The sequence below is a fragment of the Shinella yambaruensis genome (assembly GCF_022899355.1).
Lineage (GTDB): Bacteria > Pseudomonadota > Alphaproteobacteria > Rhizobiales > Rhizobiaceae > Shinella > Shinella yambaruensis.
The window spans coordinates 25,748-43,862 of the sequence record NZ_JALJCK010000002.1 but is presented as its reverse complement, the minus strand read 5'-3'; the positions used below and the strand labels follow the sequence as shown (position 1 = coordinate 43,862).

The 18,115-nt window shown below is 65.9% G+C and carries 18 protein-coding genes; 3 read left to right on the top strand and 15 right to left on the bottom strand.

Annotated features, from left to right (window positions below; translation table 11 throughout):
- Positions 1 to 19 precede the first annotated feature (19 nt).
- The 10 genes from MUU56_RS04135 to MUU56_RS04090 all read right to left on the bottom strand — a co-directional run bounded on the left by MUU56_RS04135 (position 20) and on the right by MUU56_RS04090 (position 9,912).
- A complete protein-coding gene (locus tag MUU56_RS04135; RefSeq protein ID WP_244766054.1) occupies positions 20 to 1,279 on the bottom strand; it encodes an ABC transporter substrate-binding protein in 1,260 nt (419 codons plus the stop codon).
- 40 nt (positions 1,280 to 1,319) lie between these two features.
- Positions 1,320 to 2,492, bottom strand: a complete 1,173-nt coding sequence (locus MUU56_RS04130) for a PLP-dependent transferase (protein ID WP_244766053.1) — start codon at positions 2,490 to 2,492, stop codon at positions 1,320 to 1,322.
- Positions 2,489 to 3,211, bottom strand: a complete 723-nt coding sequence (locus MUU56_RS04125; protein WP_244766052.1) for a FadR/GntR family transcriptional regulator — start codon at positions 3,209 to 3,211, stop codon at positions 2,489 to 2,491. The genes MUU56_RS04130 and MUU56_RS04125 overlap by 4 nt, the downstream gene beginning before the upstream one ends.
- A 177-nt stretch (positions 3,212 to 3,388) precedes the next feature.
- Positions 3,389 to 3,784 carry a monovalent cation/H(+) antiporter subunit G gene (gene mnhG, locus MUU56_RS04120; RefSeq protein WP_244766051.1) on the bottom strand — a complete coding sequence of 132 codons (396 nt, stop codon included), beginning with the start codon at positions 3,782 to 3,784 and terminating at the stop codon, positions 3,389 to 3,391.
- Positions 3,781 to 4,062, bottom strand: coding sequence for a K+/H+ antiporter subunit F (locus tag MUU56_RS04115; RefSeq protein WP_244766050.1), 282 nt, complete (start codon positions 4,060 to 4,062; stop codon positions 3,781 to 3,783). The genes mnhG and MUU56_RS04115 overlap by 4 nt, the downstream gene beginning before the upstream one ends.
- Complete coding sequence (locus MUU56_RS04110; protein ID WP_244766049.1) at positions 4,059 to 4,535, bottom strand: Na+/H+ antiporter subunit E; 477 nt, start codon at positions 4,533 to 4,535, stop codon at positions 4,059 to 4,061. Before MUU56_RS04110 ends, MUU56_RS04115 begins: the two co-directional genes overlap by 4 nt.
- Position 4,536: 1 nt before the next feature.
- On the bottom strand, positions 4,537 to 6,174 hold the full coding sequence (locus tag MUU56_RS04105) for a monovalent cation/H+ antiporter subunit D (RefSeq protein WP_244766048.1): 1,638 nt from the start codon (positions 6,172 to 6,174) through the stop codon (positions 4,537 to 4,539).
- Positions 6,171 to 6,509 (bottom strand): Na+/H+ antiporter subunit C, encoded by a 339-nt coding sequence (locus MUU56_RS04100; protein ID WP_244766047.1) that lies wholly within the window; start codon positions 6,507 to 6,509, stop codon positions 6,171 to 6,173. Before MUU56_RS04100 ends, MUU56_RS04105 begins: the two co-directional genes overlap by 4 nt.
- Positions 6,509 to 9,415 carry a monovalent cation/H+ antiporter subunit A gene (locus MUU56_RS04095; RefSeq protein ID WP_398431571.1) on the bottom strand — a complete coding sequence of 969 codons (2,907 nt, stop codon included), beginning with the start codon at positions 9,413 to 9,415 and terminating at the stop codon, positions 6,509 to 6,511. The genes MUU56_RS04100 and MUU56_RS04095 overlap by 1 nt, the downstream gene beginning before the upstream one ends.
- A gap of 113 nt (positions 9,416 to 9,528) precedes the next feature.
- A complete protein-coding gene (locus tag MUU56_RS04090; protein ID WP_244766045.1) occupies positions 9,529 to 9,912 on the bottom strand; it encodes a hypothetical protein in 384 nt (127 codons plus the stop codon).
- A gap of 402 nt (positions 9,913 to 10,314) precedes the next feature.
- On the opposite strand from MUU56_RS04090, the gene MUU56_RS04085 reads away from it, so the two are divergent.
- The 3 genes from MUU56_RS04085 to MUU56_RS04075 all read left to right on the top strand — a co-directional run bounded on the left by MUU56_RS04085 (position 10,315) and on the right by MUU56_RS04075 (position 12,833).
- Positions 10,315 to 10,641: a DUF2934 domain-containing protein gene (locus tag MUU56_RS04085; RefSeq protein WP_244766044.1), complete on the top strand. Its 327-nt coding sequence runs from the start codon at positions 10,315 to 10,317 to the stop codon at positions 10,639 to 10,641.
- Positions 10,642 to 11,020: 379 nt separating this feature from the next.
- Entirely contained in the window at positions 11,021 to 11,386 is a 366-nt protein-coding gene (locus tag MUU56_RS04080) for a YbaN family protein (protein ID WP_244766043.1), read from the top strand.
- Between the two features lie 7 nt (positions 11,387 to 11,393).
- Positions 11,394 to 12,833, top strand: coding sequence for a cryptochrome/photolyase family protein (locus MUU56_RS04075; protein ID WP_244766042.1), 1,440 nt, complete (start codon positions 11,394 to 11,396; stop codon positions 12,831 to 12,833).
- A 111-nt stretch (positions 12,834 to 12,944) separates the two neighbouring features.
- Here MUU56_RS04075 and phnN read toward each other — a convergent pair whose 3' ends face one another.
- From phnN to phnE (MUU56_RS04050), 5 genes are all read right to left on the bottom strand, one after another.
- Entirely contained in the window at positions 12,945 to 13,490 is a 546-nt protein-coding gene (phnN, locus tag MUU56_RS04070) for a phosphonate metabolism protein/1,5-bisphosphokinase (PRPP-forming) PhnN (RefSeq protein ID WP_244766628.1), read from the bottom strand.
- A gap of 53 nt (positions 13,491 to 13,543) precedes the next feature.
- On the bottom strand, positions 13,544 to 14,683 hold the full coding sequence (locus MUU56_RS04065; RefSeq protein WP_244766041.1) for an alpha-D-ribose 1-methylphosphonate 5-triphosphate diphosphatase: 1,140 nt from the start codon (positions 14,681 to 14,683) through the stop codon (positions 13,544 to 13,546).
- Between the two features lies 1 nt (position 14,684).
- Positions 14,685 to 15,392: a DUF1045 domain-containing protein gene (locus tag MUU56_RS04060; RefSeq protein WP_244766040.1), complete on the bottom strand. Its 708-nt coding sequence runs from the start codon at positions 15,390 to 15,392 to the stop codon at positions 14,685 to 14,687.
- Between the two features lie 105 nt (positions 15,393 to 15,497).
- Complete coding sequence (gene phnE, locus MUU56_RS04055) at positions 15,498 to 17,000, bottom strand: phosphonate ABC transporter, permease protein PhnE (protein WP_244766039.1); 1,503 nt, start codon at positions 16,998 to 17,000, stop codon at positions 15,498 to 15,500.
- A 9-nt stretch (positions 17,001 to 17,009) separates the two neighbouring features.
- Positions 17,010 to 17,966, bottom strand: coding sequence for a phosphonate ABC transporter, permease protein PhnE (phnE, locus tag MUU56_RS04050; protein ID WP_244766038.1), 957 nt, complete (start codon positions 17,964 to 17,966; stop codon positions 17,010 to 17,012).
- Positions 17,967 to 18,115: the final 149 nt, after the last annotated feature.

Here is an 18,115-nt window from a genome sequence, read left to right as displayed (position 1 = left end):
GCCCGGAGCGCTCCTCAGCCTATTTCTTGGCGAGGAACTTTTGCTGGGCCTTGGTCAGGTAGTCCGCCCACTGGTTGGCAAGGTCCTCCGGCGTGATGTCGCCGAGAAGGGCTTCCTGCGAGGTCTTGATGACCAGCGAATCCTTGAAGAAGGCGAACTCTTCCAGATGCGTCGGCATCACGGTCGGCACGGCGTCCTTGTCCTCCAGCTCGGCGAACCAGCCCTTGAACTGCTCGCTGGCATAGAACGGGTCCTTCTCCGCGGACGTGTGCACCGGCAGCGCGCCCGTGCGCTTGTTCCACTCGATATTGCCTTCCGGCCCTTCGAGCGTCTCGATCAGCTTCCAGGCGAGATCCTTGTTGGCGCTGGAGGCGAACATCGACCAGCCGGCGAAACCGATCGTCGGGAAGGTCTTTCCGGCCGGTCCCTTCGGCATGGTCATGATGCCGTAGTCTTCCGCCTTCATGCGCTCGGCAATGGCGATGAGCGCGTCCGGATCCTGGTCGAGGAAGGCGCAGGTGCCCGAATAGAAGCCGGCGACGATCTCGTTGAAGCCCCAGTTGACGCTGTCCTTCGGGGCGTAACCGTTCTTGTAGAGGTCGATCAGGAAGGTCAGGCCCTTCACCCAGCCTTCGCTGTTGAAGGTGGAGGTGCCGTCCTCGTTGAAGAATTTATTGTCGCCGGCCATGGTGGCGCCGAACATCACCCAGCCGTTGAGCCCGCCCGGACCGCCGCGCAGGCAATAGCCGTATTTGCCGGGCAGCGCCGAAACCTTCTTGGAGGCCTCGGCGAATTCGTCCAGCGTCTTCGGCGGCTCGGAAACGCCGGCCTCTTCGAGCAGCTTCTTGTTGTAGAACATGGCGCGCAGGTAGAAGCCGTAGGGCAGCATATAGGCCGTGTCGTCGATGTCGCGGCCGAGCTCCAGGGCACGCGCCGTCAGGCCGGACGTGTGCTCCCATTTGGCAAGATACGGCTCCAGGCTCTCCAGCATGCCGTTGTTGGCATAGAGCGACAACCAGGTGTCGGGCATTTCCATGACGTCCGGCACCTCGCCGGCCGAGACCATCGTGGCGAACTTCTGGAAGGCCTCGCCCCAGGGCAGCGAGATGATCTCGACCTTGGTGCCGGGATTTTCCGCCTCGAATTTCCCGACGATGGATTTCAGCGTCTCGGTGCGCTCGGGGCTGGTGATCACCTCGACGAGTTTGAGCGTCGTATCGGCCAAGGCGCTCGACGCCATCAGGGTGGTGATGAGTGCTGCAGTCAAAAGTCTCTTCATGGTCGTTCCCTCTTTTCTGGTTCTGCTTCGAAGTTTGACGTCAGGTTTCGGTCGCGGCCGTTATCGCCGCGTCCAGATCACTCCACAGGGCCTCGGTTCCCTCCAGGCCGACATGGAGACGCACGGACCGCGCATCGATGCCGAAGGCATGCGCGGAATTCGGCTCGGCTTTCTGCTGAAGAACCACCTCGCCCGGCACGATCAGGCTCTCATGCCCGCCCCAGGAGACGCCGAGCTTGAAGAGCGTCAGGCGGTCGGCGAAGGCGCGGATGTCGATGCCTTCACGGAAGGTGAAGGAGAAGAGGCCCGACGTGCCGGTCAATCCCGGCGGCAGGCGGTTGGCGAGCGCGGGATGGAAGACCTTGTCGACGATGTCGAGCGCCTGCAGGCGCCTGGCGATTTCAAGCGCCGAGGCCTCGTGCGCCTTCATGCGGATCGGCAGGGTGCGCAGGCCCCGCACCAGCAGCCAGGCGTCGAAGGGCGAGAGCTTGCCGCCGAGATAGGGATAGGCCTCCGAGCGGATGCGGCCGACCAGCTCCTTCGAGCCGGCGACGACACCGGCGACGACGTCGCTGTGGCCGCCGAGATATTTAGAGGCCGAATGCAGCACGAGATCGACGCCGAGCGTCAGCGGCCGCTGGAAGACGGGGCTCGCCCAGCTGTTGTCGATGACGCTGACGATGCCGTGGCGCCGGGCAAGGGCGGCGAGCGCGCCGACATCGTGCGCCTCCATCACCCAGCTCGTCGGGCTTTCGAGATAGAGCAGCTTGGCGCCCGGCAGGGCTTTTGCCACCGCCTCCTCGTCGCGCCCGTCGACATAGGTCACCTCGATCTTCATGCGCTTGAGATGCGTGCCGAACAGGCGGAAGGCATCCGGATAGCAATGGCGCACGGCGACGATGCGGTCGCCCGGCTCGACGAAGGAAAGCACGGTGGAAGAGATCGCCGCCATGCCGCTCGCAAAGCCCAACGCGTCCTCGCCGCCTTCCAGCTTTGCCAGCATCTCCTCGAAGGCGCGCACCGTCGGGTTGAGGCCGCGCGTATAGATCGGCCGCACGATCTCGCCGCGATAGGCGGCCACCATCTCGTCATAGTCCTTGAAGGTAAAGAGCGAGGTCTGCACGATGGGCGGCACCACCGCGTCGAAGGCGTTCGCCTCGTCATGGGCCACGGTGAGGGCGGCAAAGTCGAACGGATCGGCGCCGTTGATCATCGGGACATGTCCTTGATGTCTTCCTCGACGACGGCGAGGATCTTCAGGGTTTCCGCCCGCGCCGCCTCGGGATCGCGGGCGGCGATGGCGTTGAAGAGCGTGCGGTGGAACGGGAAGGAACGGCGGGCGAAGTCCGGCCGGTTGAACGGCTTTTCCCAGAAACGCTCGAAGGCGCCGCGCATCTGTTCCAGAAGCTGCTTGAACAGCGGATTGTGCGTGGCATCGTAGATGGCGAGGTGGAAGGCGAGGTCTTCCGGCCCGGACGTGCCCTTGGAGAGATGCACCCGCTCCATCTCGTCGAGCTTCGCCTCGATGACGGCGACATCCTCCGCCGTGCGCCGCCGCGCGGCCACCATGCCGGCCTCGCATTCGATGCCGCGGCGCACCTCCAGCGTCTGGAGCAGCACGTCGCGCAGATGCGCCGCATCGAAGGAGAGCGGCATGTGCACCGTCGCCGTGGTGATCGGCTTCAGGAGATAGGTGCCGCTGCCCTTCCGGCTCTCGATGACGCCGAGCGCCTGGAAATGGCGGATCGCCTCGCGGATCGTCGAGCGGCCGACCGCCAGCGCCGCCATCAGCTCGCGTTCGGCCGGCAGCCGGTCACCGGCCGCAAGGCTGGCGCGGTCGATATAGGAGGCGAGCGCCTCCGTCACCTGCCGCGCCCGGTCGATGGGCGGCAACGGCTCGATCTGCGGCCTGTCGCTCGGTTCGCCTGGCATGATGCCAATTCCCCTGTTTCGCGTCAGCTTCTCAAATTGGTCTGACATCTTAGCATTATGCGGCGCGCCTCGGCTGTCAAGCGCCAATCATCCATGAGCAGCTTCATCGCCCATGAAAAACGGGCCGATCAGAGATCGGCCCGTCCGGGAATGACGATGGAATGGAAAGCCTCGCGGCTAATCGCCCGCGGCGGGCTGCCCCTCGGCCTCCCGTTCGAGCGGCGCCTCGGCCGGCACCTCCGGATTGCCCTCCGCCCGGTCGCGATGCAGGGCGGCGCGGGCGAGCAGCATCAGCGTGACGGGCGTCGTCACCGTCACGAAGATGCCGATCAGGATCTCGTGCACGACGGGACGGGTGGCGAGCACGGTGAAGAAGATCATCGAGGCCATGACGATGCCGCCCGTGCCCCAGCTCGTGCCGAGCGTCGGTGCGTGGATGCGCTCGTAGAAGGTCGGCAGGCGGGCAAAGCCGATCGTGCCGGTGAGCGTCAGGCCGGCGCCGACGACGAGGAAGAAGGAGACGGCCAGCGCCGCCCAGGCCGGCAGGTCGCCCGCATGTTCGATCACGTTCATTCGATCACCTCCCCGCGCATCAGGAACTTGGCAAGGGCGACGGTCGCCACGAAGCCGAGCATGCCGATGACGAGCGAAGCCTCGAAATAGATGACCTTGCCGGTGCGCATGCCGAAGACCATGAGCAGCAGCATGGAGTTCACATAGAGCGTATCGAGCGCCAGCACGCGGTCCTGCGCGCGCGGGCCGCGGAACATGCGCAACGCCGCAAGCGCCATGGCGATGGCGAGGAACACCTGCGCGATGGTGACCGACCAGGCGAGGATCGTGTGGCTCATTTGAAGATCTCCATCAGCAGCGCCTCGTAGCGGGTCTTGATCAGCGCCTGCCACTCCGCCTCGTCGACGAGGTCGAGGACGTGGATCAGCACCGTCTTGCTGAGCGAATTGTATTCCAGCCAGGCCGTGCCGGGCGTGCTCGTTATGACGACGGCAAGCACCGCCAGCGCCGTCGGGTTTTCAAGCTCGATCGGCACGGTGATGAAGCCGGACTTGTGCTTGCGCCGGCCGCCGGTCAGCAGGATCGAGGCGACGGCGAGGTTCGAGCGCAGGATATCGTAGAGCACGATGCCGACGAGCTTCGGCAGCAGATACCATTTCGGCAGGCGCGGCTTTACGGGGCGAAGCGCCGCCATGCCCCAGGAGGCGAAGACCGACACGATGCAGCCGAGGATGAAGTGGCCGGGCGTGAAGCCGTTGAGGGCGAGCCACATGATGACGAGCGAGGCGCTGAGCAACGGATAGGGCAGCATGTCAGATCCCTCCCCCGCCGTCCGGTCCGCTGGGTTCGGCAACCCCTGCGCGGCGTGCATTGATCACGGCGTCGATATAGACGGCCGGCTGCTGCAGGTTGCGGATGGTCTCCTCCATATAGCCCATCGCCGGACCGGCCTTGATGGTGAGCGCCAGCGTCAGCGCGATCAAGAGCATGACCGGCGCCATCTCCATGACGAGGACGCGCGGCACGGTGCCCTCCATCGAGGCCCAGAAGGTGCGGATGCCGGCGCGGGTCATCGAGATCAGCGCCGCCAGCCCCGACAGGATGAGCAGGCCGACGATCCACCACGCGGACGCGGCGATCGGCGCTTCGCTGTTCGCACCCGTTCCGATCATGCCCGACAGCATGGCGAATTTCGCGACGAAGCCGGAGAGCGGCGGCAGGCCGGAGAGCAGGATGCCGCAGGCGGCAAAGCAGATGCCGAGCACGGCGATCGTGCCGGGCATGGTGACGCCGACCTCGACCTCCTCGTCCTCCTCGTCCGCATCGCCGTAAGCCTCCATGGTCACGGCGAGAACCGAGGCGCCCGCATCCTGCCCGCGCTCGACGAGTTCGATCAGCATGAAGAAGGCGGCGATCGTCAGCGTGGAACTGACCATGTAGAACAGCGCGCCGGCCGTCACCTGGCCGTTGCTGAAGCCGAGGACGGCCAGCAGCGTGCCGGAGGAGACGAGCACGGAATAGCTCGCCAGCCGCCCGAGCGCCTGCGAGGCGAGAACCCCGATCGTGCCGAAGGCGATGGTCGCCATGCCGCCGTAGAGCAGCACGTTGAGGCCGAGGCCGGCCGAATCCCCCTGCCCGAAGACGAGCAGCGAGAGCCGGAGGATGACATAGATGCCGACCTTGCTCATGATGGCGAAGATGCCGGCGACGGGCGCCGTCGCGGCGCTGTAGGCGCCCGGCAGCCAGAAGTTCAGCGGCCACATGCCCGCCTTGATCAGGAAGACGATGCCGAGGATGCCGGCGCCGGCCTCCAGCAGCATGCGCCGCTCGCCCTCGATCTCGCCGATGCGCACGGCAAGGTCCGCCATGTTGAGCGTGCCGGCCGAGCCGTAGATGGCGCTGACGCCGATCAGGAAGCAGAGCGCGGCGGCAAGATTGACGGCGATATAGTGCATGCCGGCCTTGACGCGCATGGAGCCGGAGCCGTGCATCAGGAGGCCGTAGGACGCGGCGAGCATCACCTCGAAGAAGACGAAGAGGTTGAAGAGATCCCCCGTCAGGAAGGCGCCGTTGAGGCCCATCAGCAGGAACTGGAACAGCGAATGGAAATGCGCACCCGCCGCATGCCAGCGGGCAAGCGCGAAGACCAGCGCCGGGATGGCGAGGATCGAGGCGAGGACGAGCATCAGCGCCGAGAGCCGGTCGACGACGAGCACGATGCCGAAGGGCGCCGGCCAGTTGCCGAGCAGGTAGACGCCCTCGAAACTGTCCGGGCCGTTGTTCGCCAGGCGGAACAGGCTGATGGCGATCGCGGCGAGCGCAAGGCACGACACGACGCTGATCATCGCCTTCAGGACGCGGTCGCGCTCGTCGAAGAACAGGAGGAGCGCGCCCGCGACGAGCGGGATGACGATGGGCGCGATGATGAGGTGTTGCTGCCAGCCGCTCATTTCGGCTGCTCCCTGCCGTCGACATGGTCCGTGCCGGTGAGGCCGCGGGCGGCGAGCAGCACCACGAGGAAGAGCGCCGTCGTGGCAAAGCCGATGACGATGGCGGTGAGCACCAGGGCATGCGGCACCGGATCGGTCATCGTCGAGATGTCGACGCCCTCCTCCAGCAGCGGCGCGGCATTGGATTTCACCCCGCCGACGGCGAAGATGAAGAGGTTCACCGCATAGGACAGCAGCGAAAGGCCGATGATGACCTGGTAGGTGCGCGGGCGCAGGATGAGCCAGACGCCCGAGCCCGTCATGATGCCGATACCGATCGAAAGAACGAGTTCCATCAGGCCTCCTCCGCCTTGGGGGCTTCGAGATTGCGAACCCGATGCATGCGTATGGACTGGTGCGCGAGCGCGATGAGGATCAGCACCGTCGCGCCGACGACGAGCGAGAAGACCCCGAGGTCGAAGAACAGCGCGGTCGCCGCCGGCACCTTGCCGATGAAGGGTATCTCGACATATTGCGAATAGCTCGTCAGGAACGGATAGCCGAACGCCCACGCGCCCATGCCCGTGATCGCGGCCAGCAGCAGGCCGACGCCCATCCAGCGCAGCGGCAGGATGCGCAGCCTGTCCTCCGACCAGCGCACGCCGCCGCCCAGATATTGCAGCAGGAAGGCGATCGCCATGGTGACCCCGCCGGCAAAACCGCCGCCCGGCAGGTCATGGCCGCGCAGGAAGAGATAGATGGCGAAGGTGATGATGACCGGGAACATCCACTGCATGATGACCGAAGGCACCAGCAGGTAGTCGCGCACCGTGTCGCCCGCCGAGCGCTCGGGGCGTTCGGCGTCATAGGCGGCCTGGATAAGCTGCTGCTCCGGCTTCTCGATGCTGTCCGGCGCGGGCCGGAAACGGCGCAGGAGCGCGAAGACCGTCAGCGCCACGATGGCCAGAACCGCGATCTCGCCCATCGTGTCGAAGCCGCGGAAATCGACGAGGATGACGTTGACGACGTTTCGCCCGCCCCCTTCCGTATAGGCCTTTTCGAGGAAGTAGCTGGCAATGGCGTCCGGCACCGGCTGGTTCATGATCGCGTAGGAGAAGACGAACATGCCGAAGCCGCAGGAGACCGCGAGCAGGAAGTCGCGGAAGCGGCGGCTGCGGGCCGACAGGGTGACGGAGTTGTCGACCTTCTCCGAGCGCTTGGGCAGCCAGCGCAGGCCGAGCAGCAGCAGGACCGTCGTGACGATTTCCACGACGAGCTGCGTGATGGCAAGATCCGGCGCGGAGAGCCAGACGAAGGTGATGCAGGTCGTGATGCCCGCGCCGCCGAGCAGGACGAGCGCAGCAAGGCGATGGTATTTCGCCTGATAGGCCGCACCCAGCGCGCAGAAGGCGCCGATGCTCCAGATGGCGGCGAAGATGGGATCGATGTCGCCGAAGACCAGCGGCGTCGGCGCGAAGCCCGCCATGTAGAGCGGCACGACGCCCGCCAGCAAGCCGGCCGCCGCGACGAGGCGCAGCTGCGGCTGGAGATTGCGGGTGCTGAGGCGGCTCTCAAGCCAGCGCGCCCATTTCCAGGAGACCGTGACGAGCACGCGCTCGAAGATGCGCTGGCCGCCGAGATGGCGGAAGAGCGGCGGGCCGTCGTCGCATCTGGCAAGATAGTCCTTCAGCACCGCGTAGAGCGCGGCGCCGCCGATGAGCGCGATCATGCTCATGATGAGCGGGGTGTTGATGCCGTGCCAGACGGCGAGGCTATATTCCGGCGTGCGCGTGCCGAGCACCGAGACGACGGCCGAATGCAGGAACGGGCCGATCGAGAGCGACGGGATGATGCCGACGACGAGGCAGGCGAGCACCAGGAACTCGATGGGGAAGCGCATCCAGTGTGGCGGCTCGTGCGGCTTGGGCTTCGGCAGGTCGGTCGGCTCGGGGCCGAAGAAGACCATGTGGATGAAGCGGAGCGAATAGGCGACCGAGAAGGCGCCGGCAAGCGTGGCGACATAGGGCAGCATGCGGTCGAGCACGGAATCGGCATGCGTCTCAACCGCCTCGGCGAAGAACATTTCCTTGGAGATGAAGCCGTTGAGCAGCGGCACGCCGGCCATCGCCGCGCTCGCCACCATGGCGAGCGTGCCCGTTATCGGCAGGTACTTGAAGAGCCCGCTCAATCGTCGCATGTCGCGCGTGCCGGTCTCGTGGTCGATGATGCCGGCGGCCATGAAGAGCGAGGCCTTGAAGGTGGCGTGGTTCATCATGTGGAAGATCGCCGCGACGGCCGCAACCGGGCTGCCGAGGCTGAGCAGCGTGGTGATGAGACCGAGATGGCTGATCGTCGAATAGGCGAGCAGCCCCTTCAGGTCCTGCTGGAACATCGCGAAATAGGCGCCGAGGATCAGCGTGCTGACACCGGCGATGCCGACCAGCATGAACCATTCATAGGTGCCCGACAGCGCCGGCCAGAGCCGCACGAGCAGGAAGACGCCCGCCTTCACCATGGTCGCCGAATGCAGATAGGCCGAGACGGGCGTCGGCGCGGCCATCGCATTGGGCAGCCAGAAGTGGAACGGCACCTGCGCGCTCTTCGTCAGCGCGCCGATGAGGATCAGCACCAGCGCCGTCAGGTAGAGCGGATGCGCCTTGATCTGATCGCCGGACGAAAGCACAACGTCGAGATCGTAGCTGCCGACGATATGGCCGAGCACGAGGAGGCCGGCGAGCAGACAGAAGCCGCCGATGCCGGTGATCGTCAGCGCCATGCGCGCACCGTCGCGGGCGGCGGCATTGTTGTGCCAGTAGCTGATCAGGAGGAAGGAGAAGATGCTGGTCAGCTCCCAGAACACCGAGAGCAGGATGACGTTGCCCGATAGCACGATGCCGAGCATCGAACCCATGAAGGCAAGCAGGAAGGAGAAGAAGCGCGGGACCGGATCCTCCTCCGACATGTAGTAGCGCGCATAGAGCACGATGAGGCAGCCGATGCCGGTGATGAGCATCGCAAAGAGCCAGGCGAAGCCATCCATTCTAAGCGTGACGTTGAGCCCGAGCTGCGGCAGCCATTCGAGATCGAGCCGGACCCTGCCGCCGTCGCGCACCGCGGGATAGAGCGCGGCGGTCAGCACCAGGCTGACAAAGGCCACGGCACCGGACATGCGCGCGGCAAGGACCCTCGAATCGGTCCGCAGCAGAATGGTCGCCGCAAGGCTTCCCGCGAAGGGAAGGCAGACCAGCAGGACCAGAGTCATTTCACCTGTCATCGTTTGATCGATCGCTTTCGAACGTCAGAGCTTCTCATGCGCCGGCACGCCGGCGATATCGGGAAGACCGCGCGCGACCGACGGGACGATCGGAGCGGTCGTCAGGCGAGATTCAACGGAGGGGCACGCGCCCCGCGCATCTCCATGCGGCCGATGCCGGAGCCAGAAGGCGCGACGACGGCCATGGCGGCCATCACGCCCTTCGGGCCGAAAGCCTCCCCCGCCGGCAGGCAGGCGGGATCGGCACCTGCGCTGTCGAGCGGCGTCATTTTCCCGGCAACGATGCGTTTGCGGCATTCGGCATCGGGAAGCGCCGAAGGGTGGCCTGCAGTCTTCTGGATACCGTAACGAAGCATCTTCGAACCGGCACCGGTGGCAGAAGGCACCGAGAGCATGGATATCAACAGCAAAAGACAGGTAAGCGCCGTGCAGAAGAGGCAAAAAGCCCGACGAACAGGTCGATGCTGTTGCCCTGTCGCTGCCAAACGCCCTGCCTTTCGAATCCGTCGCCCGCATTGAATATTCTCTCATCCGGACAATACGTTGGCAGGATTGGCGCTGTCCACCCGCAAGCATGAAACTTTTCCGGAATTACGCCGATTTGCCGCGGCCGGCAGCATGTTTTTGCTTTCCCTGCCCGCAGGTCGTCATCCTGTCGCACCCCCGCGCGCTTGATGCCATGCCGCTTTGGGCGCATTCTAGATGAGCGAATCGCATGAAGCAGACCTGCTCCCATGGGCGATGCCCGGAGCGCACGGTGCGCCGAATATCTGGACCCGCCGGTCGATATCTTCCCGGCCGTCCAGCGAGTTCCGTGTCCCGATCCTGCCCCTCTCAGCGGCACATCGGCGGCACGGCGTCAGTTCACTCTCGAACGGGGATTAGCGATGACGGATGCGCGAAGGGAATGGATCAGCAAGCGGGCCTATACGCTCTGGGAAGAGGCGGGAAGGCCCCACGGCCATGACGCCGAGCATTGGGAACAGGCGGTGCACGAGCGCGACGAATTCGAACGCGTGGCGCTCACCCCGGAGACCAGGCAGGCCGGTGCCAGGAAGCCGCTGATCGAGATCTCCGAGAAGGCACAGGCGAAAAAATCCGAAGCGGCCAAGCCGCGGAAGAAGGCCGAAGCCGCGGCGGAAAAGCCGATCGCCGCCAAGGCCGTCGCAAAGGCGAAATCCGTCAAGGCCACGACGAACGGCAAGCAAGCCTGACCCTCGTCACGCGGCAGAAACGGCCATGCCGGTACAGCCGGCATGGCGTGTCGGTTTCATTTCCCGCGGACCTCCGGCCCCCATGGCATCCTCGGCAGTCGGCGATTGGATCGAGATATTCCTCCAGCCGAAGCGGCATCGTTTCAGCGCTGGACAATGCGGCAAAGACAAGAGACCGGATCGCGTCCGGTAAGCCGGCTTTCACCGGGCATGCTTCAGGTCTTGTCCGATCCGTACCCCACGCCCTCTCACGCTCCGGCCCTGCGCGCCGATCCTTTCCCGTGAGCCGTTCCCTCGCCGCTGCGGCATCGGCGCCCTTGGAGACGGCGCCGCGACGCTCTATGTGAACGGTCGATGCGGACTGAAACGAGGATTCCCGGTGCGATCGATCTATATGGCGGCAGGCCTGCTGATGACGGCGATCGGCATTGTCGGTGTGTTCCTGCCGCTCTTGCCGACAACACCGTTCCTGCTCGTTGCGGCCTGGTGCTTTTCCCGTTCCTCGCCACGCCTCGAACGGTGGCTGCTGAACCACGGCACCCTCGGCCCACCGCTGACGAACTGGCGGCGCGAGGGGGCGATCTCGGCGCGCGCAAAGACGATCGCCATCTGTCTCATCGTCGCAAGCTACGGTTTCTTCTATTATCGCACGGCGCCGTCGCCTCTTCTTGCGGTCGTGGTCGGTCTCGTGCTCTCGGCTAGCGCCCTTTTCATCCTGACCCGCCCCTTGCCGCAAAAGAGGTGACCGCCCGATGGCAACGCACCACGCTCCGGTCATCGTCTGGTTCCGCAAGGACCTGCGCATCGACGACAATGCGGCGCTGGCCGCCGCCGCCGAAACCGGTCGTCCCGTCATCCCGCTCTATATCCTGGAGCCTGCGGAGGCCGGAACCGGCCCGCTCGGCGCCGCCCAGCGCTGGTGGCTGCACCATGCCCTTGCCGCGCTTGCCGGCAACCTTTCCGGCCTCGGCGCGCCGCTCGTCCTGCGCAGCGGGCCGGCCGATGCGATCCTCGACGCGCTGATCGCCGAGACCGGTGCCGACACCATCCACTGGAACCGCCGGCACGATCCACCGGGCACGGCGATCGACCGTGCGATCAAGGCCTCATTCAAGGCGCGCGGCCTTGCCGCCATCAGCTTCGCCGGCCAGTTGCTGCATGACCCAACACGCCTGCTGACGGGAGACAAGAAGCCCTTCCGCGTCTACACGCCCTTCTGGAAGGCGCTGGAACGGGCCGGCGAACCCGATGAGCCGATCGACCCGCCGGCACGGCTGGTCGCCCTTTCCGAAGCCGCAGCGTCGGAGCGCCTGGAGGACTGGCGCCTCACGCCGGCAAGACCCGACTGGGCCGCGCGCTTCCGGGAGGTCTGGACGCCGGGCGAAGCGGCCGCGCGAGACCGTCTCGAAGCCTTCGTCAACGGCGCGATCGACGGCTACGGCACCAACCGCGACCGCCCCGCCCTCGACGCCACCTCGATGCTCTCGCCATATCTGGCGCTCGGAGAAATCTCCCCGGCCCGCATCTGGCACGCCACGCGCGGGCTTGACGCGCCGACCGGCGATCTCGTCCATTTCCGCAAGGAACTGGCCTGGCGGGAATTCTGCTACCACCTGCATTTCCACTTTCCCGCCCTTGCGGAGAAGAACTGGAACGACCGGTTCGATGCGTTCCCCTGGAAGGAACGCGGCGAGGCCTTCACGCTCTGGACGCGCGGACTGACCGGCTATCCGATCGTCGATGCCGGCATGCGGCAGCTCTGGCGGCACGGCTGGATGCACAACCGCGTGCGCATGATCGCGGCCTCCTTCCTGATCAAGCACCTGATGATCGACTGGCGGCACGGCGAGAAATGGTTCCGCGACACGCTGGTGGATGCCGATGCGGCGTCGAACGCGGCGAACTGGCAATGGGTCGCCGGCTCGGGCGCGGACGCCTCGCCCTTCTTCCGTATCTTCAACCCCATCCTTCAGGGCGAGAAATTCGATCCGGACGGCAGCTATGTGCGGCGCTTCGTGCCGGAACTGGAAAACCTGGATGCCGCCTGGATCCACAAGCCCTTCGCCGCACCGGAGGCCGCGCTGAAGAGCGCCGGCGTCGATCTCGGCAGGACCTATCCGAAGCCCATTGTCGACCATGGCCGCACCCGCGAACGGGCGCTTGCCGCCTTCAAGGCGCTGAAGGCGGACTGAGCCGGAGCCCAAAAGCATTTCCAGCAAAAGTGCGAAGCGGTTTTGCGTCCGGAAATGCGGCAAAACAAGGAGATAGAGCGTTTTCGCGATTCGGAGAAAAGCGGAAATGCCCTAATCGTTCCGTGCAAGGGCGGAGGCAAGCAGCCGCACGAAGGCATCGCCCGCCTCTTCCAGCGCGCCGCTGTTGTCGATGACGACCGTATCGGCAGCGGCGATCTCGGGCACGGCGCGATCGAGCCGGCGGGCGATGGCCTCGGCGCTTTCCCGGCCTCGGGCGGCGAGGCGCGCGGCGAGGATGTCGGCGCGGGCGGTGATCTGCACGATTTTCAGCCGCCCGTAGGCCGCGGCGAAGGCGGGCAGCGCCGACCGGCTGCCATTGGCGACCAGCGTCATGCCCTCCGAAAGTTGGTCGAGGGTTTCGCGCGGAATGCCGTAGGAAAGGCCGTGCGCATCCCAGGAGACCGCAAAGGCGCCGGCAGCCGCCCGCGCCTGGAAACCGGCCGCATCGACCGCCTCATGCGCCTCCCCGCCGGCATCCGGCGGGCGGGTGATGACGCGGCGCACGAAGCCGAGGCGCGGCTCGCCGGCAAAATGCCGGGCGGCATAGGACATGACGCTGTCCTTGCCCGCGCCGCTGGGGCCGACGACGACGACCATCGTGCCGGCCGCAACCGGCAGCGGCTGCGCTCCAGCAATTTCAGCCTTCCTGTTCACGCGACCCGCCTGCCCTGCCGCCAGACCGAGCGCACGACCGGAACGCCGGAGGGACGGCGCACGCGCACGAGATCGGCGCGCAGGCCCCTGGCGATGGCGCCGCGATCGTCGAGGCCGACGGTGCGGGCCGGCGTGGTGGAGACCATGGCGATCGCCCGCGGCAGGTCGATGCCCTCGACCTCGTCGGCGAGGATGAACGGCGCATGCATCAGGCTGAAGGGCACGTAGTCGGAGGAGAGCACGTCGAGCACGCCCATCGTGGCGAGGTCGCGGGCGGCGATATTGCCGGAATGCGACTTGCCGCGCACGATGTTCGGCGCGCCCATCAGGACGCTCATGCCGGCGCCGTGCGAGGCCTTGGCGGCATCAAAGCTGGTCGGGAACTCGGCAAGGCGGATGCCGTAGCCGATCGCCTCCTCGACATGTTCCAGCGTCGCGTCGTCATGGCTGGCGACCGAGATGTCGCGGGCCGCACAGGAGGCGGCGATGGCATCGCGGTGCGGCTTGGCATAGCGGGCGGAAAGGTCCTGCTGGCGCTTGCAGAAGGCGGCGAATTCGTCGTCGGTCAGGCCGCGCTTCTTCTTGTAGTAGAGGATGTACTGGTCCAGCGTCTGGAACTGGCGCTGGCCGGGTGCATGGTCCATCAGCGAGACGAGGCGGACCAGCGGGTCGTCCTCGAATTCCGCGTAGTGGTCGAGCACGTTGTCGGTCGAGACCTCGCAGCGCAGGTGGATGAGGTGCTGGGCGCGCAGGCGGTCCTCGTCCTGCGCGTCGGCAATGGCATCGGCCATGGCGCGCATTTCGCCCTGCTCGAAGCCGCCGTCCTCGTCCGAGCCCATGCGCAGGCAGTCGAAGACGGTGGTGATGCCCGAGGTGACGACCTGGGCGTCATGCGCCTGGATCGCCGCCGTCAGGCCCCAGCGCACGCCGGGGCGCGGCGAGTAGTGGGCTTCGAGATGGTCGGTGTGCAGTTCGACGAGGCCGGGCAGGAGGAAGTCGCCCTCCATGTCCTCGCCGGCGGTGGAGGGACCTTCGGAAATATCCGCGATCAGGCCATCGCGGAGCACCAGCGTGCCATCGAGGATCCGGTCCTCGAGCACGATGCGGGCATTGGAAAGAACGGTTTCGCGGGTCATGTCAGGCGGTCTTTCTGTTGGCTCCGGCTGTCAGCGGGAAGAGCGAATGGACGGTGAAATCAGCGCCGCGCGAGGGTTCGCGGAAGAGCGCCAAACCCTCGATCGCCAGCGGACGTTCGTGGAAATCGGAAAAATGCGCAAGCAGCGCGGCCTCGACGGCCGCGCGGCGCTCCACGGGGACGCGTCCTGTCAGCGTCATGTGGAAGCGGAACGTGTCGAAAACATAGGGATAACCCCATTGCACGAGGTTCTGGCGCTCTTCGGCGGTGAGTTCGTCCGGCTTGCGACGGGCGATGTCGGCGGAGGTGAGCGGGGCGCGAAAACGCTCGAAGCGGCGCACCACCTCGCCGGCAAAGGCCTGCAGCGGCTCGCAATCATCGCCGGGCACCAGCGCGAAGAAGGAGCCGAGGCGGCCGACGACGGCCTGCGGAATCTCGAAAGGCTCGACCTCGGCGGCGAAGCGGCCGATTTCGGCCAACAGTTCCGCTTCGCTGCGCCCCTCGGCAAGCGCGAAAGGCGCCTTCAGCGTGGCGTGGAAGCCATAGCGGCGCGGATCGGCCGTCAGGCCGGCAAGCGCGGCCGCATCGAAGCCGTTCACGGCCGGCTGCTCCAGCGCCGCCCCCGTAAATGCATTGCGCCCCAGCCAGCGCTGGGCGGCAAGGGTCAAGGGGTCGCTTGCGGGCGGGGTGAAATAGAGGGCGTAACGCAATGGCTCATTCCTGTGGCAGTCATTTGACGCCGCCGGACCGGCGGCGTCGGCACTTGAAGGGATTCGTGTGGCAGCATCATGCCGCCACGCCAGGTCTTTCGTCGCTCAATGCGCCGGCTTGCCCATCAGGCGCGAGCGCAGCGCGTTGGATATACCGTCGAAGACGAAGACGACGATGAGGATCAGCAGCACCATATAGGCGACATTCTCCCAGTCGGAATTCGTGCGCATCGCTTCCCAGAGCTTGAGGCCGATGCCGCCGGCGCCGACCGCGCCGATGATCGTGGCAGAACGGGTGTTCGATTCCCAGAAATAAAGCGCCTGGGAGGCAAAGAGCGGCATGACCTGCGGCAGCACGCCGAAGCGCTGCACCGCGGCCGGCGCCGCGCCGACCGACTTCACGCCTTCGCGCTGCTTGTCGTCGATATTCTCCAGCGCCTCGGAATAGAGTTTTCCGAGCGTGCCCGTATCCGTGAAGAAGATCGCCGACATGCCGGCGAGCGGCCCCGGGCCGAAGGCACGGGTGAAGAACAGCGCCCAGATCAGCATGTCGACCGAGCGCAGGAAATCGAAGAGGCGCTTCGTCACCTGGTTGGAGATCCAGCTGCGCGTGATGTTGCGCGCGGCGAGGAACGCCAGCGGGAAGGCGAGCAGCATCGCGAAGAGCGTGCCGACGAAGGCCATGACGATGGTCTGGAGCAGCTTCGTCCAGACATCGAGATGCTGCCATTCCGCATTGTAGAGGATGTTGCCCCAGGCAAGCGACAGGTTCGACTGCTTCGGGTCTATGCGCTCACCCGACGTCACCAGCGAGAAGACCTCCGATAGCGGCTTGCCGTGGAAGGGCGAGTTCGTGTCGAACAGGAAGTTCGCCCAGCCGAAGAAGCGCTTGCGGATCGAGATGTCGTCCGGCTCGATCTCGCCCCAGCCGGCGACACCGAAGGAAAGCGTGATCTTCTCGCCCGGCGCCTTCTGCGTCGCCCAGGCCGGCAGAGCGCCTTCCACCGTCATATCGGAGCCGGCGATATCGACGAGCAGGGTCTCGCCGGAATGCCGCACCGTTACCCGGTCCGGCACGACCTCGACGCTCGTCGAGGAATTGAGCGTGATCTTCGCGCGCCTGACCACCTCCTCCTCGCGGGTGGTCGCGGTCGCCATGGCATTGGCGGCGGCGGCCGAACCGCCGATGGTGCCGCCCGTTCCCATGAAGCCCATCGAGGCGGGCTTTTGGGCAGTGTCCGCCGCAGCGCCGGTCGAGGGCGTGGTGCGGATCATCGTGCCGCGCTCGATCTCGACCCAGTCGGGCTCGGCATTCGGCCCGAGCGGGGAAAAGCGCGGATAGGTCAGCTTCATCGCGCCGTCGGGATCGATGGTCACTTCCGGGCGCACCTCGTAAGAGACCCAGTCGGCGAGATAGGTGCCGGCAATGTTCCAGTTCGCCGTGCCGAGCACATGGCCGATGGCGAAGAACCACCAGCAGTAGAGCGCATAGAGCACGAAGCCGCCGGCGATGACGGCGACGCGGAAACGCTGCCAGAACGAGCGGTGGAAGACGGCCGGGTGGCGTGCCGCGATCTCATCCATCTGAGCGGGATTGAGGGTCGTCATGGCGCTCTCCTATTGGGCCAGCCGGAAGGCGTGGTCGCCGACGAGCCTGCGGCGCAGCCAGGCGGAAAACTGGTCGACGGCGACGATGGTGACGAGCAGCAGGAGCACGATGGCGAGCGTCTTGGCCTGGTGCCCCTGGCCGATGGACAGACGCAGCAATTCGCCAATGCCGCCGCCACCGACGGCGCCGATGATGGTCGAGGCGCGCACGTTGATCTCGAGGCGCAGCAGGAAGTAGCTCATGAAATTCGGCAGCACCTGCGGCACGATGCCGAACCAGACGCGCTCCACCCAGCTCGCACCGACCGCGCGAAGCCCCTCCTCCGCCTTCATGTCGGCATTCTCGACCACCTCGAAGAACAGTTTGCCGAGCGCCCCGACCGTGTGGATCGACACGGCGATGACGGCAGGCAGCGGGCCGAGCGAGAGGATGGCGAGGAAGAAACCGGCGAGCACGACTTCCGGGAAGGCGCGCAGGATCTCCATGAAGCGGCGCACGAAGCCGCGCAGCAGGCGATTGGCGACGAGGTTCTTCGCCGCGAGGAAGCAGAGCAGGAATCCGAAGACCATGCCGATGATGGTGGAGAACAGCGCGATGTTCAGCGTCTCCAGCATCTTGTGGAAATATTCCGGCACATAGAGGCTCCCGGTGATGTAGAGCCGCCCCTCCGGGTAGTTGTACTTGAAGCTGCCGTCGTCATAGGGCGACGGCAGGTCGAACAGCGCGCGAAAGACCTCCAGCCCGTCGCGCGGCACCATGTCGCCGACGAAATCGAAGAAATGCGGCAGCCGGTCGAAGAACTTTCCGGCATTGGTCTCGTTGGCGAACCAGAGCGAACCGGTGAGCGCCATGGCGAGGATGGCAAGGCCGAGCCAGGTATAGAGCCTGCGGCGGGCGTTCAGCTCCTGCCAGTGCCGCTCGATGAGCGCGCCCTTCTCGCTGAAGCCGTCGTGAAGCGTGTTCATGGCCATGGTCTGTCCGTCTCGGCAGAATTCTGTGTGCGCTCGTCTGATCGTCGATAAGTCCGCAACCTCTCCTCTGTCATGGTCGGGCTTGACCCGACCATCCACGCTCCGGATGCGGCGTGGATCCTCGGGTCAAGCCCGAGGATGAC

Excerpts from the sequence above, each read along its gene's own strand:
- MUU56_RS04135 (WP_244766054.1), bottom strand. The coding sequence starts at position 1,279 with ATGAAGAGACTTTTGACTGCAGCACTCATCACCACCCTGATGGCGTCG.
- MUU56_RS04130 (WP_244766053.1), bottom strand. The coding sequence starts at position 2,492 with ATGATCAACGGCGCCGATCCGTTCGACTTTGCCGCCCTCACCGTGGCC.
- MUU56_RS04125 (WP_244766052.1), bottom strand. The coding sequence starts at position 3,211 with ATGCCAGGCGAACCGAGCGACAGGCCGCAGATCGAGCCGTTGCCGCCC.
- mnhG (WP_244766051.1), bottom strand. The coding sequence starts at position 3,784 with ATGAACGTGATCGAACATGCGGGCGACCTGCCGGCCTGGGCGGCGCTG.
- MUU56_RS04115 (WP_244766050.1), bottom strand. The coding sequence starts at position 4,062 with ATGAGCCACACGATCCTCGCCTGGTCGGTCACCATCGCGCAGGTGTTC.
- MUU56_RS04110 (WP_244766049.1), bottom strand. The coding sequence starts at position 4,535 with ATGCTGCCCTATCCGTTGCTCAGCGCCTCGCTCGTCATCATGTGGCTC.
- MUU56_RS04105 (WP_244766048.1), bottom strand. The coding sequence starts at position 6,174 with ATGAGCGGCTGGCAGCAACACCTCATCATCGCGCCCATCGTCATCCCG.
- MUU56_RS04100 (WP_244766047.1), bottom strand. The coding sequence starts at position 6,509 with ATGGAACTCGTTCTTTCGATCGGTATCGGCATCATGACGGGCTCGGGC.
- MUU56_RS04095 (WP_398431571.1), bottom strand. The coding sequence starts at position 9,415 with ATGACTCTGGTCCTGCTGGTCTGCCTTCCCTTCGCGGGAAGCCTTGCG.
- MUU56_RS04085 (WP_244766044.1), top strand. The coding sequence starts at position 10,315 with ATGACGGATGCGCGAAGGGAATGGATCAGCAAGCGGGCCTATACGCTC.
- MUU56_RS04075 (WP_244766042.1), top strand. The coding sequence starts at position 11,394 with ATGGCAACGCACCACGCTCCGGTCATCGTCTGGTTCCGCAAGGACCTG.
- phnN (WP_244766628.1), bottom strand. The coding sequence starts at position 13,490 with ATGGTCGTCGTCGTCGGCCCCAGCGGCGCGGGCAAGGACAGCGTCATG.
- MUU56_RS04065 (WP_244766041.1), bottom strand. The coding sequence starts at position 14,683 with ATGACCCGCGAAACCGTTCTTTCCAATGCCCGCATCGTGCTCGAGGAC.
- phnE (WP_244766039.1), bottom strand. The coding sequence starts at position 17,000 with ATGACGACCCTCAATCCCGCTCAGATGGATGAGATCGCGGCACGCCAC.
- phnE (WP_244766038.1), bottom strand. The coding sequence starts at position 17,966 with ATGAACACGCTTCACGACGGCTTCAGCGAGAAGGGCGCGCTCATCGAG.